Origin of the sequence: Marinomonas pontica, assembly GCF_026191375.1 — a bacterium.
GTDB lineage: Bacteria > Pseudomonadota > Gammaproteobacteria > Pseudomonadales > Marinomonadaceae > Marinomonas > Marinomonas pontica.
Genome location: NZ_JAODTL010000059.1, coordinates 39905 through 55628, shown reverse-complemented (window position 1 = coordinate 55628; position 15724 = coordinate 39905). Strand labels below are relative to the sequence as shown.

Sequence of the window (15724 nt, the reverse complement as noted above, 5' to 3'; positions counted from 1 at the left end):
ACTTCTTGCAGCAGAATGATGTCTATGCCGACTCGCATGCGAGGGATGCGCGATGCCACTTCCGCCAGAGAACGCATTGGCGCGCTGGTGTTCTGGGCAAGTTGTTTGGTTTGTTCTTGTGCGCTGGAAAGGCCGCTTAGACCCGCCCAACTGACCAGTAAGAGCACCAAACAGGGCAAAGCAATAACGGACACGAATTGCGATTTTAACGACATATTGTTGAATATCACGATGAATTACCTGCTAGTAGTTATTGTAATTAGACGCTTGGGGTAAAACCTTTAGAAATGATCTATTCACAGCATAGAATGTGACAAGTTGATTGTAAAAAGATCTTTTGCAGCAACGCCATTTTTTACGGTGTTTTCCACGTAATATACCGGTGAAAGCATGCCATTTAATGTCAAATTCACACGTCATGCTAAACCTATAAGGAGCCTGTGTTGAGTAATGCATTTCGTTCTTTGTCTAATCCGAATTATAAGCTGTGGTTTGGTGGGGCGATTGTTTCCAACCTAGGGACTTGGCTACAACGCACCGCGCAAGATTGGATTGTGATTGCGGAGCTGTCAGATAAAAACGCCTCCGCGGTGGGACTGGTGGTGTTTTTGCAATTTGCGCCGCAAATTTTGTTGTTGCCCATTACCGGTTGGGCAGCGGATCGAATGGACCGCCGTAAGCTGCTGTTTATTACCCAAAGTTTGATGGCGGCTTTGGCGTTGATACTGGGGTTGTTGGTGTTAGTGGTCATGTTGTGTTGTGGCAAGTGTGTGCGTGTGCGTTTGCGTTGGGCTGTGTTGCTGCTTTTGATGCGCCTGCGCGACATGCGTTTGTTTCAGATATTGTTAGTGAAAAGAGTTGTCGAATGCGGTTGGGCTGAATTCCGTGTCCTTTAATTCGGCTCGTTTGGTAGGCCCTGCGGTGGCGGGGATTTTGATCGCTCTGATCGGTACCGGCTGGGTATTTATGATCAATGTTTTGTCGTTTATTCCTTTGTTGATCGCCTTGCATCGCTTCAAAAAACGTTTGCCCAAAGTCGAAGCTGACAACACGAAAGCCTCTCCCGATGTGGCGAAATTTCTCGATGGTTTTCGTTATATTTGGCAGCATCGTGAAATGGCGGTGATTCTGGTGATGTCCTTTCTTATTTGCAGCTTGGGAATGAATTTCTCGGTTTATCTATCGGCGATGACGGTGCATGTCTTTCAAGGCCATGCGGATCAATACGGTTTCTTGATTTCTATGATGGCGATTGGCTCCATAACGGGGGCGATGGTGACCGCCAGCCGTCGCTCGTCGCCGTCGTTCCGTTTTATGATTTATGTGGCGGCGATGTTTGCCGTGAGTTGCTTTTTGGTGGCGATCAGTACGTCGTTTTGGGCGTTTGCAGTGTTGTTGATTTTGCTCGGTCTGAGCTTGCAATTGTTTACCACCTCGACGGCGTCGTATATGCAAGTGACCACTGAAAAACGTTATCGTGGTCGTGTCATGGCGGTGGTATTAGCGACGGCATTAGGTAGTACTGCGTTGGGTGCGCCTTTGGTCGGTTGGATCGCTGACTTTTTGGGTGCGCGATGGGCGATTGGGATGGGCAGTGTGACTGGCGTAATCGCGGCGGGTTTGGGCTTTTGGTTTTTGCGCAAGCAAGCCCAGGCAGAGCCCCGCTAGCATTGAGCTTGGACTGTTTACTCTGTTTTGGGGTTTTCTTGGCACTCTTGGGGAATTGAAGTAATCTTCATTTAAGCTGTTCTGAATAATTCTAATAATATTGATGGAGAAGTGTATGTCGCAGCACCTTGTATTGAGCTTTATTGGCGAAGACCGTCCAGGCATTGTTGAGCGTCTTTCCGACACCATCGCACGTCATCATGGTAATTGGTTAGAAAGTCGCATGGCGCATTTGGCCGATAAGTTTGCCGGTATCCTGACCCTGTCTGTGCCGTTGGAACATCAGGAAGCGCTGGTCGGTGCGTTGCGTAACTTTGAACAACTGGGACTGCATGTCACCGTTGAGCTGGCTAATCAAAACGCATCAGAGGGTTCAACGTTGTCGTTATCCGTGGTTGGCAATGATCGTCCTGGGATCGTCAAAGAAGTGTCTCAAGTGTTGCATTCATTAATGGTTAACGTCAAAGAACTCACCACTACGTGTGAACCAGCGCCGATGAGTTCCGATATGCTGTTCAAAACGGACATGGTGCTGGCTGTGCCAAATGACCTGCCTTTGGCTGACCTAGAAGCCGCGCTAGAAAAAATCAGCAGTGATTTAATGGTGGAATTATCCGTTAATCAGTTTGCTTAGTTATAAATGTCGTATAGCGCATATTCGTGAGATTTTTTGAGCGTTGAAGAACGCTGTTACAGCGCTTCAATGTTTTCTAAACACCATTCGGCTCTTTCTAAGACGGCGTGCTTTTGCGCGTCGTCTTGTTTGTCCCAGTTGCCGTAAATCATGCCGATGCGAGGATTTCTGGCGAGACGCTCTCGATGTTTGACCATAAAACGCCAATACAAGCTGTTGAGCGGGCAAGATTCCTCACTGGTTTTTTCTTTTACCTTGTAGTGGCAATCTCTGCAGTAATCGCTCATTTTCTGCATATAACTGCCACTGGCCGCGTAAGGTTTGGAGGCAATCCAGCCGCCATCGGCAAATTGGCTCATGCTTCGCGTATTCGGCAGTTCTACCCATTCGAGTGCGTCCACATAAATCCCCAAATACCACTCGTCCACTTGTTCTGGCTGGATTTCTGTTAACAGGCAAAAATTGCCCGTCACCATCAGTCGTTGAATATGATGGGCGTAAGCGTAATCGAGGGATTGCCCAATGGCGCTGGCAAGGCACGCCATGTTGGTGTGTCCTGTCCAGAAATAGCTGGGTAAGTCTCTTTCGGCGCGTAGCGCATTCTGCTGTTGATAATCCGGCATGTTAATCCAGTACATGCCACGAACGTATTCACGCCAACCGAGAATTTGTCTTACAAACCCTTCTATTTGCGCAATGTCGATGGTGTCGCTTTCGTGATAAGCCGCAACCGTGGCTTTGATGACGTGTTTTGGGCTGATCAATTTGACGTTCAGTGCAAACGACAATCGGGAATGGTACAAGCTCCAGCTGTGTGGTGTTTGGTTTGTCATTGCGTCTTGAAAGCGGCCAAAGTTTGGTAGCAAATGTTCACAGAAAAACGTGAGCAAGTTCAATGCGTCTTGGCTTGTCACAGGCCAAAGCAGACTAGATTCCGCTTTGCCAATAGATGGGATTTGGTGATGTTGTATGCGCTTAAGTAAATGCGTCACATCGTGCTGAAAACACAAAGGTTCTGGAATGTCGGCGAGGTCTTTGGCTTTGAGTTTATTGCGATTGGCGTTGTCGTAGTTCCATTGGCCGCCTTCAGGTTCTCTATCGCCTGCCATCAATATATTAAAGCGCTGACGCATTTTGCGATAGAAGTGTTCCATCCTAACGGTGCTTTTTGCTTGGAAAAAATTCGGAATGTCGTTGAAGGGCAATAAAAAATGCTCGCTGTCGACCATGCTAAATTTGGGTTGGGTGCTGGTGGTGATCAAGTCGTGATATTGCTGGAGAACACGGTATTCATCAGGACGCTGCAGCTCAACATGGCCAATATTATGCTGTTTGGCCAGCGATAAAATGACCTCATCTAAAGGCTGTTGTTGCGTATCATCTAAGGTCAGATAACACACCTCATGGCCGTTCTCTTTTAGGGCGCTGGCAAAGCGCTCCATGGCAAGGAAAAACGCACAGAGCTTTTGAATGTGATGTTTCACATAGGTCGCTTCTGGGTGCAGCTCGGCAATCAAGTAAAGCACGCCTTGATCCTGCTGTTTGAACCAAGAGTGCGCGGCGTTCAGTTGATCGCCAAGGGTGACGCGCAGTGTGTGATAAGCGTTGCTCAATTTACTCAGCCTTTGTACTTCATTGTTTTGATAAATGTTATTACGCAGGCAATCCGTTTTTGGTTTTATGCCCTAGCTGAAGGGTAGGCACAATCGATTGAAAAAGGCGTTTCTGAAAAGATATAAATGTAACTAATTGTAGTGATTTGAAAAGAAATGATAGTCAAATCACAAAATTAGATAAATGACAATGACTCCCATTTGGATAATGAGTTAAATAAAATGATATAAATCAATAAAACATCACTTACTAGCTAAATATCTATGTATTTTTGTTATTTCCTATATAGTGCCGTTTTCTAATATAAGTCAAAGTAATGGTTTTTCGTTATTGAACTTATAACCCAACAATAATGATAAGCGTTGAGAGAATATGAGAAAAAACGTACCCGTTTCAAATACCGAACGTACTTTTTCTGAAGGCGTTAAACTTATTTCCGTGACTGACCTAAAAGGAAAAATAGTGGACTGTAATGCGGCGTTTGTTGACGTCAGCGGTTACCGTCGCGATGAATTAATAGGTCAGCCTCATAATCTGGTACGGCACCCTGACATGCCTCCTGCGGCATTTGCCGTCATGTGGACGCAGCTAAAAGCAGGTCTTCCTTGGATGGGGTTGGTAAAAAACCGTTGTAAAAACGGGGATTTTTACTGGGTCGATGCGTATGTCATGCCGATCACAGAAAATGGCCAAACGGTGGGTTACGAATCGGTTCGCATTTGCCCTAAACGAGACGATGTGAAGCGAGCGGAAACCGTTTATCGCAAAATGCGAGAGAATAAATCCAGTGTGAATGTTGGCGGGCTGTTTAATCTCGAAAACATTTTGCTCGCATTATCCGCGCTGATTATTGGCTTAACCGCATGGCTAAGCTCTTTCGAAAGCGCGTTGATGGTATTCGCATTTTTATTGTCTGTGTATGTTGTGGTTTTAAAGCGCCAACAAGGGCATTTTTTAAGGTATTTACAACATAAACTAGGCAAAGCCGCATTCAAACACCCTGTCGCAACGGCGACTTATACCCGCCAATCTTCCACTATTGGTGATATTTCAGTAGGTATTAAAAGTTTACATTCCAGACTGGGCACCATACTTACTCGAATTGAAAACGGCGCTTCTGATGTCGAAAAAGAGATGAAGGTGTCCTACTCTTCTATTTCCAATGCCAAAGCCAAAATACAGCACCAGCAAGAGGAAACCGACTTAATCGCGACCTCAATGACGGAAATGTCGTCTACTATTTCAGAAGTGTCGCACAATATTGCAGAAACGGCGGAGTACGCGAGCAAAGCGTCTGATATTACTCAAAACGCCGCGATTGCAGGCAATGACGCAAGGCTATCGATTGAGACATTAAACGCCACGGTAATGAGCATTGGCGAGTCGGTAAATCGCGTGGCGGCGCTGGCGGAGAAAATATCCACGTCGAGTAATTTGATTGATCAAATTGCTGAACAGACTAATTTATTGGCCTTGAACGCGGCTATCGAAGCCGCGCGCGCGGGTGAGCATGGTCGAGGGTTTGCCGTGGTGGCCGATGAAGTGCGGCATCTGGCATCCAAAACACAATCATTAACTCAGGAAATCGACAAAGCCATAGAAGACCTACTAAATGGTGTGAAAGCAACCTCCAAAGTGGCCGAAGAAGGCGTGATGATGTCGAAAGAAAGCCTAAACAAAGTGGCCGTAGAAGACGAGCTGGTAAAAGAGGTCAATGTGGTTGTCGGCGAGATCGCTGCGCGTTCATTACAAATGGCCGCTGCCACTCAGCAGCAATCTATTGTGATTGAAGAAACCAGTCATCAAGTACACAAGATCGCGAAGTTAGGGCACGAAAACACACAAGAAATGGAAGCTACCGAAGCGTCTCTTTTACGCTCGACAGAATCCACTCAAGCATTGTACGAATTGGTGAAAAGGTTCAAGTAACAGATTATGGCGATAGACAAGGAAGGCTCCCTTTACAAAGCACTGTTTGAAGCGGCTGCGGATGGCATCATTATTATAAATGCACGAGGCATTATTCAATCCTTTTCGCCTTCGGCTGAGTTGCTTTTTGGTTATAGCGAAGCCGACGTTTTTGGACAGAACGTGTCCATATTGATGCCAAAAAGTGACGCAGACCGACACGACGGCTACCTGAAAAACTATCTAGACTCTGGCAAAGCCGCGATCATTGGCAAAGGCCGTGAAGTGACCGCAATGAAAAAGAGCGGGCAACTTTTCCAAATGCATTTATCGGTCGGACGAGCTGAAACACCAGAAGGTCAGCCTTTCTTTGTTGGTATCTGTCATGATTTATCTATGTATCGAAATGTGGTCGAACAATTAGAACGAGTGGATGTTCGTTATCGAAATGTGTTTGATTCTGAAGGACTTTTTATTATTCGGATCTCTTTGGAAGGCACCATTATCCTGTCCAATAAGTCCTTTTCTCAGCAATTTCATACACACCAACTCGCCGGGGATGACTTTTTGGGATGCGTGGCAGGGTCTTCAAAAAGAGACGCGAAGTTGCTGTTTTCGTTGTCTGAGAACGGTTTTAAAAATGAATTAAAAATGTCCTTGATGATGAAAGGTTCTTCGTCTCATACGGAAGTGGAATGGCGCTTTAAATTAGTCAAAGACAACATAGGTTGCCACATTCAAGGGGTGGGCATCGATGTGTCAGAAAAAATCGTCGCCGCCAACGAAGCTTTCTTCCTAAGAAACTTTGACTCAGTGACTAAACTGCCACAGCTTGATTATGTCCAACAGCTTTTTGACAGCAATCAAGCCGAAAACACCTTGTTTTGTTTTATGGTGTTTGAACTGACAGATTTCGATCGTATTCGAAAATTGAATGGAGAAGTCTTGGCCGATAAAATGTTGGAAGAATTGGCACGTTCCTTAGAAGAACGAGTCAGTTATTTGCATTGCAGCCGTTTACAAGCCAGCCGATTTTTGCTTATTTTCGCTGTGGACGCTACGCAAGATTTGGCGCAGCAAGTAGAGCAAAAAGCCACCGCGTTGCACACAGAATTACAGCGTACCGTCGGGGACATAAGCTCAGAAATTCGTGTTGGCAGTGCGTATTTTTCCAAACACAAAGACACCTTCAGTGACGTGGTTGAGTGCGCGTTGATGGCCATCGAATATTCCCGTCAAAATATGTTGTTTTTGTCCTGTTATAACGAGTCAATCCACCACGCCGCAGACCGTAAAAAAGGCATCCAAAAAGCGCTCATTAAAGCGATTAAGCATGCCGACATTGATGTGTATTTTCAGCCCAAAATCGACTTTAAGCATAATCGTGTTGCTGGTTATGAAGCTCTAATGCGTTGGTTTAGTGATGACTATGGCCTTGTTCCGCCTTGGGAAGTGATCGAAACCGCGCAAGAGTTGAACTTGTTGATCGAGTTAGACAAGTGTGTGATGAACAAAACCTTGTCTATCATCAAAGCCAATCCTTCTCTATTTCATGCCGAAACGCCAGTGGCGATTAACCTCTCTGCAAAAAGTTTTGGCATGAAGCGCATCATTGATGAGCTGATTGAAAAGATACACGAACTGGGCATTGACCCTAAATCGATCGAAGTGGAAGTCACGGAAGATGCCTTGCTCACCATTGGCGATCAGGTGAAGTCAAACGCCTCTGCGTTGCGTGAGGCGGGAATCAAAATCTGTTTAGATGACTTTGGGACAGGTTATTCCGCTTTGAGTTACTTGGGCAAATTGCCTTTGGATAACCTAAAAATCGACCGCAGTTTCGTAATCGAATCCGAGCAAGAAAGTGGCCGCTTGATGCTGGAAGCCATTGTTTCAATCGCAAAATCATTCCATTTAACGGTGACTGCAGAAGGTATTGAAACGCCAGAACAACAAGCATTTTTAGCGAGTATTGGCTGTGAATACGCGCAGGGTTTTTACTATTCAAAAGCCATACCAGTGACGGATATTCCGTCTTGGATTGCGTCTTATCAACAGGAATAACGGATTGACTTCAGGGTGTCATGTGGCTTCTTTTGGTGTGGTCTGTTTGACTTTCTTGTGACGGTTCGAGCGCACATGGGTAGCTAATATACGACGTTTTTCTTGCAGCACGTTTGGTTGTGAGCGATAGCCCCACAGCCTGTCTCTCGCCGCTTTGGCGGCTTCTTTAAGGTCAACAAGAGGCGCGGGGTAATCTTTACCAATCGAGCACCGATAAAGTGCCTCTTCCATGGGAGACATTTTCCAAGGTGAGTGAATCAAAGGTGCGGGCACTTCCTGCAACTCGGGCACCCAGCGGCGAATAAACGCTCCGTCAGGGTCTTGGTCTTGCGCTTGTTTAACCGGATTGTAAATCCGAATGGTATTTGCCCCCGTGACACCGGCCTGCATTTGCAACTGTGGGTAATGAATACCGGGCTCAAAATCGAGAAACAGCCTTGCGAGATGGTGTGTCCCCAAACGCCAATCAATATTGAGGTGATGGCACAGAAAGCTGACCAGCATGGCACGCATACGAAAGTTGATGTAGCCCGTTTTGTGTAACGCGCGCATGCACGCATCAACCATCGGGCAGCCTGTTCGGCCTTGTTGCCAAGCAAGCAAGTCGGCCTCGACACGATCGTCTTGGCGATAAGGAAATTGCTCGTAAGCGCGGTTGACTGGCTGATATTCCATACGGCATTCGCTCTCGAACTTTTGCATAAAATGGCAGTGCCAGTGCAGTCGTGAACTCAGCGCAATGAGCGTTCGCTTCCAGCCCGCGGTTTTCCAACGGGACAGGAGATCTTGATAGACTTCTCTTAGGCTGATATTGCCCCACGCTAAATAAGGCGACAGCCGAGTACAGGCCGATCGGCTGCTCAGCGGACTGGAAATGGCGCGGTAATAGTCTTTTCCTCGACCTTCATAAAAACTCTCTAAGGTTTTCCAAGCCAGTGTAGAACCGCCCGTTTGGATGCCTTTTTGTGGGGTTTGCCATGAGGTTGGGATGGCTGGCGTGGGTGTGTCAATGTCGTACCAGGTTATCGCTTTAAGGTCGATGTTTGCTAAGGGAGCTCGCATGATTTGTTGCCAATCTTCGTCCCACGTTTCCCGATTATGTAGTCCACGAAAAACAGCGCCAGTCGGCGATTCTTGCCAAGATATTTGCTGTTGGCGACACCAAGCTTTAATGTGCAAATCGCGCTCAAAAGTGACGCCAATGCCAATCTCTTCGCTACTGAATAACGCGCCAAATTGCGTGGTTTCATGCAGCGATTCAAGGGCAGATAGCGCGTCTTGCCAAACGATATGCAGGTGGCCACCATGGTTGGCAAGCTGGTGATGCATGTCTTCTAATGACTGCCAGACAAAGCGCCAATGACGCTCATCGTAATGGGGGTCGGCAATGAGGCTGGGCTCAAGAATATAGAGCAGAATGACGGGACTGCCCGATGCGATGGCTGACGCCAACGGCGGATGATCGCTGAGTCGTAAGTCGCGTTTTAGCCACACCACAACGGGTTTTGGCGCATGTTCAGTGGTCATGTTTTGGTGACTCATTGTGCAGGATAAATAGGCCAGTCCGCCGCATCGACCGAATCCAACTGCGTGTCACCTACGTGACCTTGCCATTTTTGAATAAACTGTTGAGTCGGGTCGTATTGTTCGGTTTGTTTTTGCAAATTGAAATGACGACCGCCTCTGGGGTCGGCGCCAACACCGGCGATGTATTGCCAATTCCCCCAATTGGAGCCGACACTGTAATCGAGTAATTGCTCTTCGAAATACGCTGCACCATAGCGCCAATCGATGCCCAGTTCATAGATCAGGCAACTGGCTGCAATTTGTCGGCCTCGATTGCTCATAAAACCTGTTTCATTAAGTTGCTTCATGCAGGCATTTACGATGGGATAAGGCGTGTTGCCTTGGCTCCATTTGCGAAAGCGTTCTGCGTAATAACTGCCTTGAGTGTGCTTTCCAGTTAAGCCGCCGGGCAAAAAAAGGCGTTTACCATAGCGCGTCGCGTACCAATGAAAATACTCGCGCCACAGCAGTTCGAAATAAATCCAGTACGTTGATTCGCTAGCGCCATGGTCGCGCTCATACACGTCTAGGCTGGCTTTGATTTGTCTGGCTGACACACTGCCTTGCGCCAACCAAGGTGAGAATTTGGTGGAGTTTTCCCAACCGTCTAATTCGTTACGGGTAGCCTTGTATTGGCTTGGCAGATCGGTGGAAAAATAATCGCTGAGCTGATCCATAGCGGCGCGTTCGCCGCCGGTGAATGTGTTGTGGTTGTCGATGGTTTTTTGTTGCCAAGGTCGCAGGCATTCAATGTCAAAATCTGGCATTGGTGACAATTTTTGTAGGCTTGGTAAAGGCGTAAAAATATCGACGTTCTCGACTAAGCGACGGAATTTCGAAAAGGAATCGGGCAGCTCAGTGATCTCAAAAGGCAACTCAGACGGTGTGAACAGACTTAAGCCGTGGTCTAAATGAATGCGCACATCTGGGAAGTGATTGGCGATGCGTTTTAGAGTTTGTTGTTCGTCCCAGCCACCATGATGATTGCGGTACAGGTGTGAAATGGGCACCGCATTGAGCAGCACGTTTAGGCTACTGAAAGCGTCCAAGGAACTCACAAACAAGGTCTGCCCCATTGCATTTAATTGCGCAGAGAGCTGATTCAACCCCTGTTCCAGAAAGCGCCGACGATTGGCCGACATGCCTTGCGTTGCGTATCGGCTTGGGCGCTGTTGATGTGGCTCGTCGCAATACAGACACACAAGGAAATCGACTTCCTGAACCGCTCGCCACAACATACTTTGATCAGCGCAGCGCAAATCATCCCCGAACCAAACCACGCCCAACTTCATTGCTTCATCCTATTGATTGCTATTCACTAACTTTAGTACGCAAAGAAGCCGGTGTTGGTTTAATTTTTTTGGCGGTTTAGCGTCAAATGAGGTTCAGTGTATCGGTACGCGAGCAACCCTATCCCAAAAGCAGATGCGCTAGAATCAGCAAGGCGGTCGTGCATAAAATAAAGAAGGTAATCATCATCCCGCCTTGGCGATAGATCAGCGGTTCTTTTTCTTGGCTGACGCCATAAGCGTGAATCAAGCGTCCAATGCACAACAATGCGCCCATAAGATGAACCAAAATCGGCGCCCCAGGCAGACTTTCGTACATCCATAGTAACAGCAGAGCAAAGGGCACATTTTCAGCAAAATTACCGTGCACGCGAATCGCGCGAGTCAAAAGGGGATGATCGCCATCACCAATGCCCACCTTGTATTTCATTCGCAGCTTGATGACTCGAAAGCTCAAAAAAATGTACAGAAAAACCAGCAGGGCCGCGTAAATAGGGGTGATCATTGGGAATCCTTATCTTTGCTAAATGGTGATTATTATTGTGTATCCAGTGTTGGGAAAAAGCGCCGTCTTGTCCATGTTTTTTCGTACTTTCGCTGAGTGACAAAGAAAATTGAATTTTTTTCCTCGTAATGAAAAACCTTATTAAGAATGAGGTTATAATGCGTCAAATTATTCCGTTTTACGTTAGAAGGTAGTGATAAATATGAGTCTTCCAAATTGCCCAAAATGCGATTCAGCTTACGTTTATGAAGATCAAGCTATGCTGATTTGCCCAGAGTGCGCGCACGAATGGAACCCAAATGAAGTGGTTGTAGATGAAGACGCTCTGATTATCAAAGACATGGGCGGTAACTTATTGCAAGAAGGCGATAAAGTCACTTTGGCAAAAGACCTTAAAGTGAAAGGCTCTTCTCAGGTGCTAAAAATCGGCACCAAAGCAACGATCAAGCGTCTTGTAGACGGTGATCACGATATCGATTGCAAACTGGATGGCGGCGGTGAAATGATGCTGAAATCACAATTTGTGAAAAAATCGTCTGTGTAGTTTTTGAACGAAATCAAAACACAAAAAAGAGAAAGCGAAGGCTTTCTCTTTTTTTGACAAATAGACCATGACTCTTCTGTTTTAGGCTTTGCCCCATTTCCTTTTGACCGAAAAGGCACGCAGCGTTGCCAAGGGCACATTCCCAACCATCGTACCGGTGAGGATGAACAACAGCGCCAGAGTCAATCCGGTGGTCCATAACTCCCCAAACAAAGGTACAGCCAAGACGCTGGCAAATACAGGCACCAGCGCCATCAATCCGCCCATTTTAGTCGCCCCTAAACTGTGCACCGCGCGTCCGTAACAGACCATTTGTACCGTTGTTGCCATCACGCCTTGGTAGAAGGCTTGTAAACCGATCATCTCCCATGATGCCTCACCCAAATGATGCGGTAGAAAAAGCAAATACACAGGCGCAAACAGCCCCGTTGTGACGGCAATGATGCCCAATGTTGCTTGCCAAGGGGCGAATTTCCAGCGGCGCAATAACACGGTGAAAATACCCCAAAACACACACGCCACAATAAAGCTAATATCGCCTTGCCAATATGACGCGCCAGACAGCATGGTTTCGGTCAACAAAGCCAGAATCCCCACACTGCTGATACCAATGCCGATCCAAGAAGACACAGAATGGCGCTCGCCCGCTAAAAAATACGCAAACACCGCGATCATAATGGGCATCAAACCGGGCAGCAGTAACGCCGCATGGGTAGCGGGCGCCAATTGAAAACCATTGAACACAGACAGCGCGTAAGCCAATCCGCCGATACTGCCTAAGGCAAACATACGCCATTGCAAGATGGTTTTACGGTGTTGCCAAATAAACGGAAAAAACAACACAAAGGCCGTACCAAAACGCACCATCATCATGTCAGGTAAGGCTAAAGCCCCCAAAGCGCCCGCTTTTGACACCAAGATAAAACCTGTCCAAATCGCCACCGCCGCCAACGCATACCCCAGCCCGGCCAAGGGCACAGAAGGCATTTTTGCATTTGATTGAGTCATAATCTAAGCCTCTTTCGCTTTGAATTTTTCACAGTATAGAGGTATATTTCTTTCATTAATAACGAATTATAAAGAACATAACATTCATAAAAAATGAAGGTTTATAGACTGTGGATATTTCAGATTTGGTGGTGTTCAAGGCCGTTGTCGAGCACAAAGGCGTCACTCGGGCGGCCGAAGCCTTAAATCGAGTGCCGTCTAATGTCACCGCACGAATAAAAAAATTGGAAAGCGAGTTAAAACTCGACCTGTTTCTAAGAGAAAACAATCGCCTGTCTGTGACCTCGGCCGGGTTGCGTCTCATGGAGTACACAGACAAAATACTTCAGCTGCAAAAGAGCGCCATCGCCGAATTAACCCATACTGAACCCGCAGGGCTATTGCGCTTAGGGTCAATGGAAAGTTCGGCCGCGTCACGTTTGCCCAGCTTACTGGCGCGCTATCACAGCACTTTTCCTGCGGTACAGATTGAACTGATGACCGCCGCCTCCATGCCATTGATTAACCGTGTCATTGATGGTGAATTGGATATTGCCATGGCGTCAGACCCACCGGACGACCCACGAATCCATGCCGTTAAGTGTTTTGACGAAGAACTCGTACTCATCATGCCAGCAGCATGGGCAGCACAAGACACATTACCCGAATCCCTCACCATGGTTGGCTACAGCAAAGGTTGTTCTTATCGGCATCGATTAGAAACTTGGCTAAAACGCCAAGGCCGAGTGTGTGAAAAAATCATCGAAATCCCCAGCCACTACACCATGATTGGTTGCGTCATTGCAGGCATGGGCATCGGCATGATACCGCGCTCGTTACTTTCGCTTCATAAAACCGAAGGGCTGGCTTTTAGAACCATAGAAGCCGACATCGCCAACGCGCCAACTTACTTGGTATCGCGCAAAGACAACCCTTCCAGTGCCATCAGCGCGTTTGTGGAATGTACCTTGGGGTTAGATAAGCTCTAGTTTTAGTTTTTTACCTAACGCTTTCGCGGCATTATCCAAGGTATGAAGCGTGACAGACGTGTTGCTTGGATCAAGCAGTCGATCTAACCCCGAGCGGCTTGTTTTCATCAGCTGCGCCATTTTTGTTTTGGATAAATGTTCGTGTTCAATCTTTTGCTGAATCTGCCAAGCTACCACTCGTTTTATAGCCACAGCGTTGGCTTCAGCTAAGATACCTTCCTCTTCAAGGAAATCATCAAATGAAGAACCAATGTGTTTGTTAGTCATGTTCTGCGCCTTCTTCAATCAGGTCTAACGCGGATGCAAGTTCGACATAGTCTCGATATTCTGTGGCTTTAATGGAATCGACTTGATAGTGGATGTTTAGTATTTTGAACCATAGCAAACCTATTTTTTGTGGTTCATTTTTAGAATTTGTAATTAACGTTTTAAATAGATCATTTATAGGAGCTACTTTTTCATCATACTGTGAGCTATCGAGGCTTATGAATAGGACGCTCGGTCTGCTGAAAAGCTTTAAAAAGACTTCTGTTAGATAAAGCTTGAGTGATAACACATAAATATCAGGTCCATAAGTGTTTGCACGAGGGCTGTAATTTGAAGGAGTGAGTGTAGGTATAAGCTCCATTGGATTTATTTGCATTTTAATAAGTGACTCACAGCCCCCAAAATGGTCTTGTATGTAATCCTTAAGCTCAACGTCTTGACCACTTTTGTCTTGGTATTTTAGATCGCGAGCAATGATTCTTTTAAATCGTTTATGATCTTCTTCATAAAAGCACAGCAGTGTCGTTAGCATCAAAATATCAATTTTAGAGCCTTTAGACATGTTGGAAATGGTGGCGACCACACGGTCAGCGATTTGAATGGCGGTTCTAGGTGGCATTTTAAACGCATCTAAAATCACGGAAATATTGCTTAGCGTAATTTTTGCATCATCGTTGGGAGGAAGGATCTGAATACCTGCGTGTGCTAGATACTCGCCCGATAATTTGCTGATGTCGGTATGTACTTCCAAAAGCTTTTTAGGTCTGGCGCTTTAAGGCTAAAGCGACTATTGAAGAAGCGGCCAAGATAAAGACGAGCATCAAACCCTTCCCCATAAATGGCTTTTACCGCATGTTGCAGTTGTTCAGTATCTGTAGCGACGACAAAGACAATGCCTTGGATGTCAAAGATGTGCTTGATGGTTTCGAGCATTTCCACAGCGTAACTTGGGCGGCAGCGATCTAACTCATCAATAAAGATAAAGGCTGGATAGGACAGTTTTTGTGTTTCAGTAACCGTTTTAACCCAATTTGCCACATGAATTTTTAAGTCATCAATGGCTTTCTTTTTACCATCATGTTCATCAATAAGTTGCTTCACCATTGTTGAGGCGAGCTCACTTAGATCAATGGGGTTCCCCTCGCCATCTTTGGCGTCTTTCAGTTCAGAGTCATTGTCAGCTTGTAGAAATGCTGCGAGATCCATATCCAAGTAGCGTTTCGCCATACTTCTGGCAAAGCCTGGAGCGGCCGCTTTTAGAAGCCCTAATGCTTTTTTTGGAAGTTGAATCTTTGGGCTGTTTTCAGGCATATCCGCCTGTTCTCTAAGCTGTTTGATGATGGACGAAATCGCCGTTATTAATGGATCATCAGAGTAGTCTTGTTGCCATGCATCGATATAAACCACAGGGAAGTTATTTTTTAAGTCGTTTGACCAGCGCTTTAGAAAGTAGGTTTTGCCAGACCCCCATTCGGAATTGAGGTTCAGTACATAATTACGCTTTTCATCGCCTGATTCTCTTGTTGTGTCATAACCTTGTCCCACGAGAAAATGGGTTAAAAACTCAGCGTATTTAGCACGGTTTAATGTGTCTCTAGGAAAAGACTCTCCGTCAAACTTCAGTTTTTCCGACCAATCTAAAAAAATATTTTTTTGCATTTTAGGCGTCCTTGCGGCAATGGTTAGAAG

At 46.3% G+C, this 15724-nt stretch carries 16 protein-coding genes; 7 read left to right on the top strand and 9 right to left on the bottom strand.

Features of this window, described 5'->3' with window-relative positions; translation table 11 throughout:
- Positions 1-230: Tar ligand binding domain-containing protein (locus tag N5P32_RS17505; protein WP_265730295.1), on the bottom strand; the 230-nt coding region annotated here is incomplete at its 3' end.
- Positions 231-443: 213 nt separating this feature from the next.
- Here N5P32_RS17505 and N5P32_RS17500 point away from each other — a divergent pair.
- From N5P32_RS17500 to N5P32_RS17490, 3 genes are all read left to right on the top strand, one after another.
- Positions 444-896 carry an MFS transporter gene (locus N5P32_RS17500; protein WP_265730294.1) on the top strand — a complete coding sequence of 151 codons (453 nt, stop codon included), beginning with the start codon at positions 444-446 and terminating at the stop codon, positions 894-896.
- Positions 886-1668 carry an MFS transporter gene (locus tag N5P32_RS17495; RefSeq protein ID WP_265730293.1) on the top strand — a complete coding sequence of 261 codons (783 nt, stop codon included), beginning with the start codon at positions 886-888 and terminating at the stop codon, positions 1666-1668. Before N5P32_RS17500 ends, N5P32_RS17495 begins: the two co-directional genes overlap by 11 nt.
- Positions 1669-1783: 115 nt before the next feature.
- Positions 1784-2302, top strand: coding sequence for a glycine cleavage system transcriptional repressor (locus N5P32_RS17490; protein ID WP_265730292.1), 519 nt, complete (start codon positions 1784-1786; stop codon positions 2300-2302).
- A 56-nt stretch (positions 2303-2358) separates the two neighbouring features.
- On the opposite strand, the gene N5P32_RS17485 is transcribed toward N5P32_RS17490, so the two are convergent.
- A complete protein-coding gene (locus N5P32_RS17485; RefSeq protein WP_265730291.1) occupies positions 2359-3915 on the bottom strand; it encodes a cryptochrome/photolyase family protein in 1557 nt (518 codons plus the stop codon).
- A 373-nt stretch (positions 3916-4288) separates the two neighbouring features.
- Here N5P32_RS17485 and N5P32_RS17480 point away from each other — a divergent pair, with 373 nt between their 5' ends.
- Together N5P32_RS17480 and N5P32_RS17475 are read left to right on the top strand one after the other, a co-directional pair.
- Positions 4289-5845 carry a methyl-accepting chemotaxis protein gene (locus N5P32_RS17480; protein WP_265730290.1) on the top strand — a complete coding sequence of 519 codons (1557 nt, stop codon included), beginning with the start codon at positions 4289-4291 and terminating at the stop codon, positions 5843-5845.
- Between the two features lie 6 nt (positions 5846-5851).
- The gene (locus N5P32_RS17475; protein ID WP_265730289.1) at positions 5852-7888 is read left to right on the top strand and encodes an EAL domain-containing protein; all 2037 of its coding nucleotides are present in this window, start codon (positions 5852-5854) and stop codon (positions 7886-7888) included.
- Positions 7889-7906: 18 nt separating this feature from the next.
- On the opposite strand, the gene N5P32_RS17470 is transcribed toward N5P32_RS17475, so the two are convergent.
- The 3 genes from N5P32_RS17470 to N5P32_RS17460 all read right to left on the bottom strand — a co-directional run bounded on the left by N5P32_RS17470 (position 7907) and on the right by N5P32_RS17460 (position 11248).
- Positions 7907-9415 carry a cryptochrome/deoxyribodipyrimidine photo-lyase family protein gene (locus N5P32_RS17470; protein WP_265730288.1) on the bottom strand — a complete coding sequence of 503 codons (1509 nt, stop codon included), beginning with the start codon at positions 9413-9415 and terminating at the stop codon, positions 7907-7909.
- Between the two features lie 11 nt (positions 9416-9426).
- Positions 9427-10746, bottom strand: coding sequence for a DASH family cryptochrome (locus N5P32_RS17465; protein WP_265730287.1), 1320 nt, complete (start codon positions 10744-10746; stop codon positions 9427-9429).
- A 118-nt stretch (positions 10747-10864) separates the two neighbouring features.
- Positions 10865-11248, bottom strand: a complete 384-nt coding sequence (locus tag N5P32_RS17460) for an MAPEG family protein (protein ID WP_265730286.1) — start codon at positions 11246-11248, stop codon at positions 10865-10867.
- A gap of 202 nt (positions 11249-11450) precedes the next feature.
- Between N5P32_RS17460 and N5P32_RS17455 the strand changes: the two genes are divergently transcribed.
- Entirely contained in the window at positions 11451-11792 is a 342-nt protein-coding gene (locus N5P32_RS17455) for a zinc ribbon domain-containing protein YjdM (protein WP_110574595.1), read from the top strand.
- An 81-nt stretch (positions 11793-11873) separates the two neighbouring features.
- Here the strand turns inward: N5P32_RS17455 and N5P32_RS17450 are convergent, their stop codons facing one another.
- On the bottom strand, positions 11874-12800 hold the full coding sequence (locus tag N5P32_RS17450) for a DMT family transporter (protein WP_265730285.1): 927 nt from the start codon (positions 12798-12800) through the stop codon (positions 11874-11876).
- Positions 12801-12910: 110 nt separating this feature from the next.
- Here N5P32_RS17450 and N5P32_RS17445 point away from each other — a divergent pair, with 110 nt between their 5' ends.
- Positions 12911-13768 (top strand): LysR substrate-binding domain-containing protein, encoded by an 858-nt coding sequence (locus N5P32_RS17445; protein WP_265730284.1) that lies wholly within the window; start codon positions 12911-12913, stop codon positions 13766-13768.
- On the opposite strand, the gene N5P32_RS17440 is transcribed toward N5P32_RS17445, so the two are convergent.
- The 3 genes from N5P32_RS17440 to N5P32_RS17430 are packed head-to-tail and all read right to left on the bottom strand — an operon-like array spanning position 13754 to position 15694.
- Positions 13754-14035, bottom strand: a complete 282-nt coding sequence (locus N5P32_RS17440) for a Fis family transcriptional regulator (protein ID WP_265730283.1) — start codon at positions 14033-14035, stop codon at positions 13754-13756. The genes N5P32_RS17445 and N5P32_RS17440 overlap by 15 nt on opposite strands.
- A complete protein-coding gene (locus tag N5P32_RS17435) occupies positions 14028-14786 on the bottom strand; it encodes a hypothetical protein (protein ID WP_265730282.1) in 759 nt (252 codons plus the stop codon). The genes N5P32_RS17440 and N5P32_RS17435 overlap by 8 nt, the downstream gene beginning before the upstream one ends.
- On the bottom strand, positions 14741-15694 hold the full coding sequence (locus N5P32_RS17430) for a KAP family P-loop NTPase fold protein (protein ID WP_265730281.1): 954 nt from the start codon (positions 15692-15694) through the stop codon (positions 14741-14743). Before N5P32_RS17430 ends, N5P32_RS17435 begins: the two co-directional genes overlap by 46 nt.
- Positions 15695-15724: the final 30 nt, after the last annotated feature.

What these genes read in the sequence shown, in the direction of transcription:
- N5P32_RS17465 (WP_265730287.1), bottom strand. Translation starts at nt 10,746, where the DNA reads ATGAAGTTGGGCGTGGTTTGGTTCGGGGATGATTTGCGCTGCGCTGAT.
- N5P32_RS17460 (WP_265730286.1), bottom strand. Translation starts at nt 11,248, where the DNA reads ATGATCACCCCTATTTACGCGGCCCTGCTGGTTTTTCTGTACATTTTT.
- N5P32_RS17440 (WP_265730283.1), bottom strand. Translation starts at nt 14,035, where the DNA reads ATGACTAACAAACACATTGGTTCTTCATTTGATGATTTCCTTGAAGAG.
- N5P32_RS17490 (WP_265730292.1), top strand. Translation starts at nt 1,784, where the DNA reads ATGTCGCAGCACCTTGTATTGAGCTTTATTGGCGAAGACCGTCCAGGC.
- N5P32_RS17470 (WP_265730288.1), bottom strand. Translation starts at nt 9,415, where the DNA reads ATGACCACTGAACATGCGCCAAAACCCGTTGTGGTGTGGCTAAAACGC.
- N5P32_RS17475 (WP_265730289.1), top strand. Translation starts at nt 5,852, where the DNA reads ATGGCGATAGACAAGGAAGGCTCCCTTTACAAAGCACTGTTTGAAGCG.
- N5P32_RS17455 (WP_110574595.1), top strand. Translation starts at nt 11,451, where the DNA reads ATGAGTCTTCCAAATTGCCCAAAATGCGATTCAGCTTACGTTTATGAA.
- N5P32_RS17430 (WP_265730281.1), bottom strand. Translation starts at nt 15,694, where the DNA reads ATGCAAAAAAATATTTTTTTAGATTGGTCGGAAAAACTGAAGTTTGAC.
- N5P32_RS17450 (WP_265730285.1), bottom strand. Translation starts at nt 12,800, where the DNA reads ATGACTCAATCAAATGCAAAAATGCCTTCTGTGCCCTTGGCCGGGCTG.
- N5P32_RS17480 (WP_265730290.1), top strand. Translation starts at nt 4,289, where the DNA reads ATGAGAAAAAACGTACCCGTTTCAAATACCGAACGTACTTTTTCTGAA.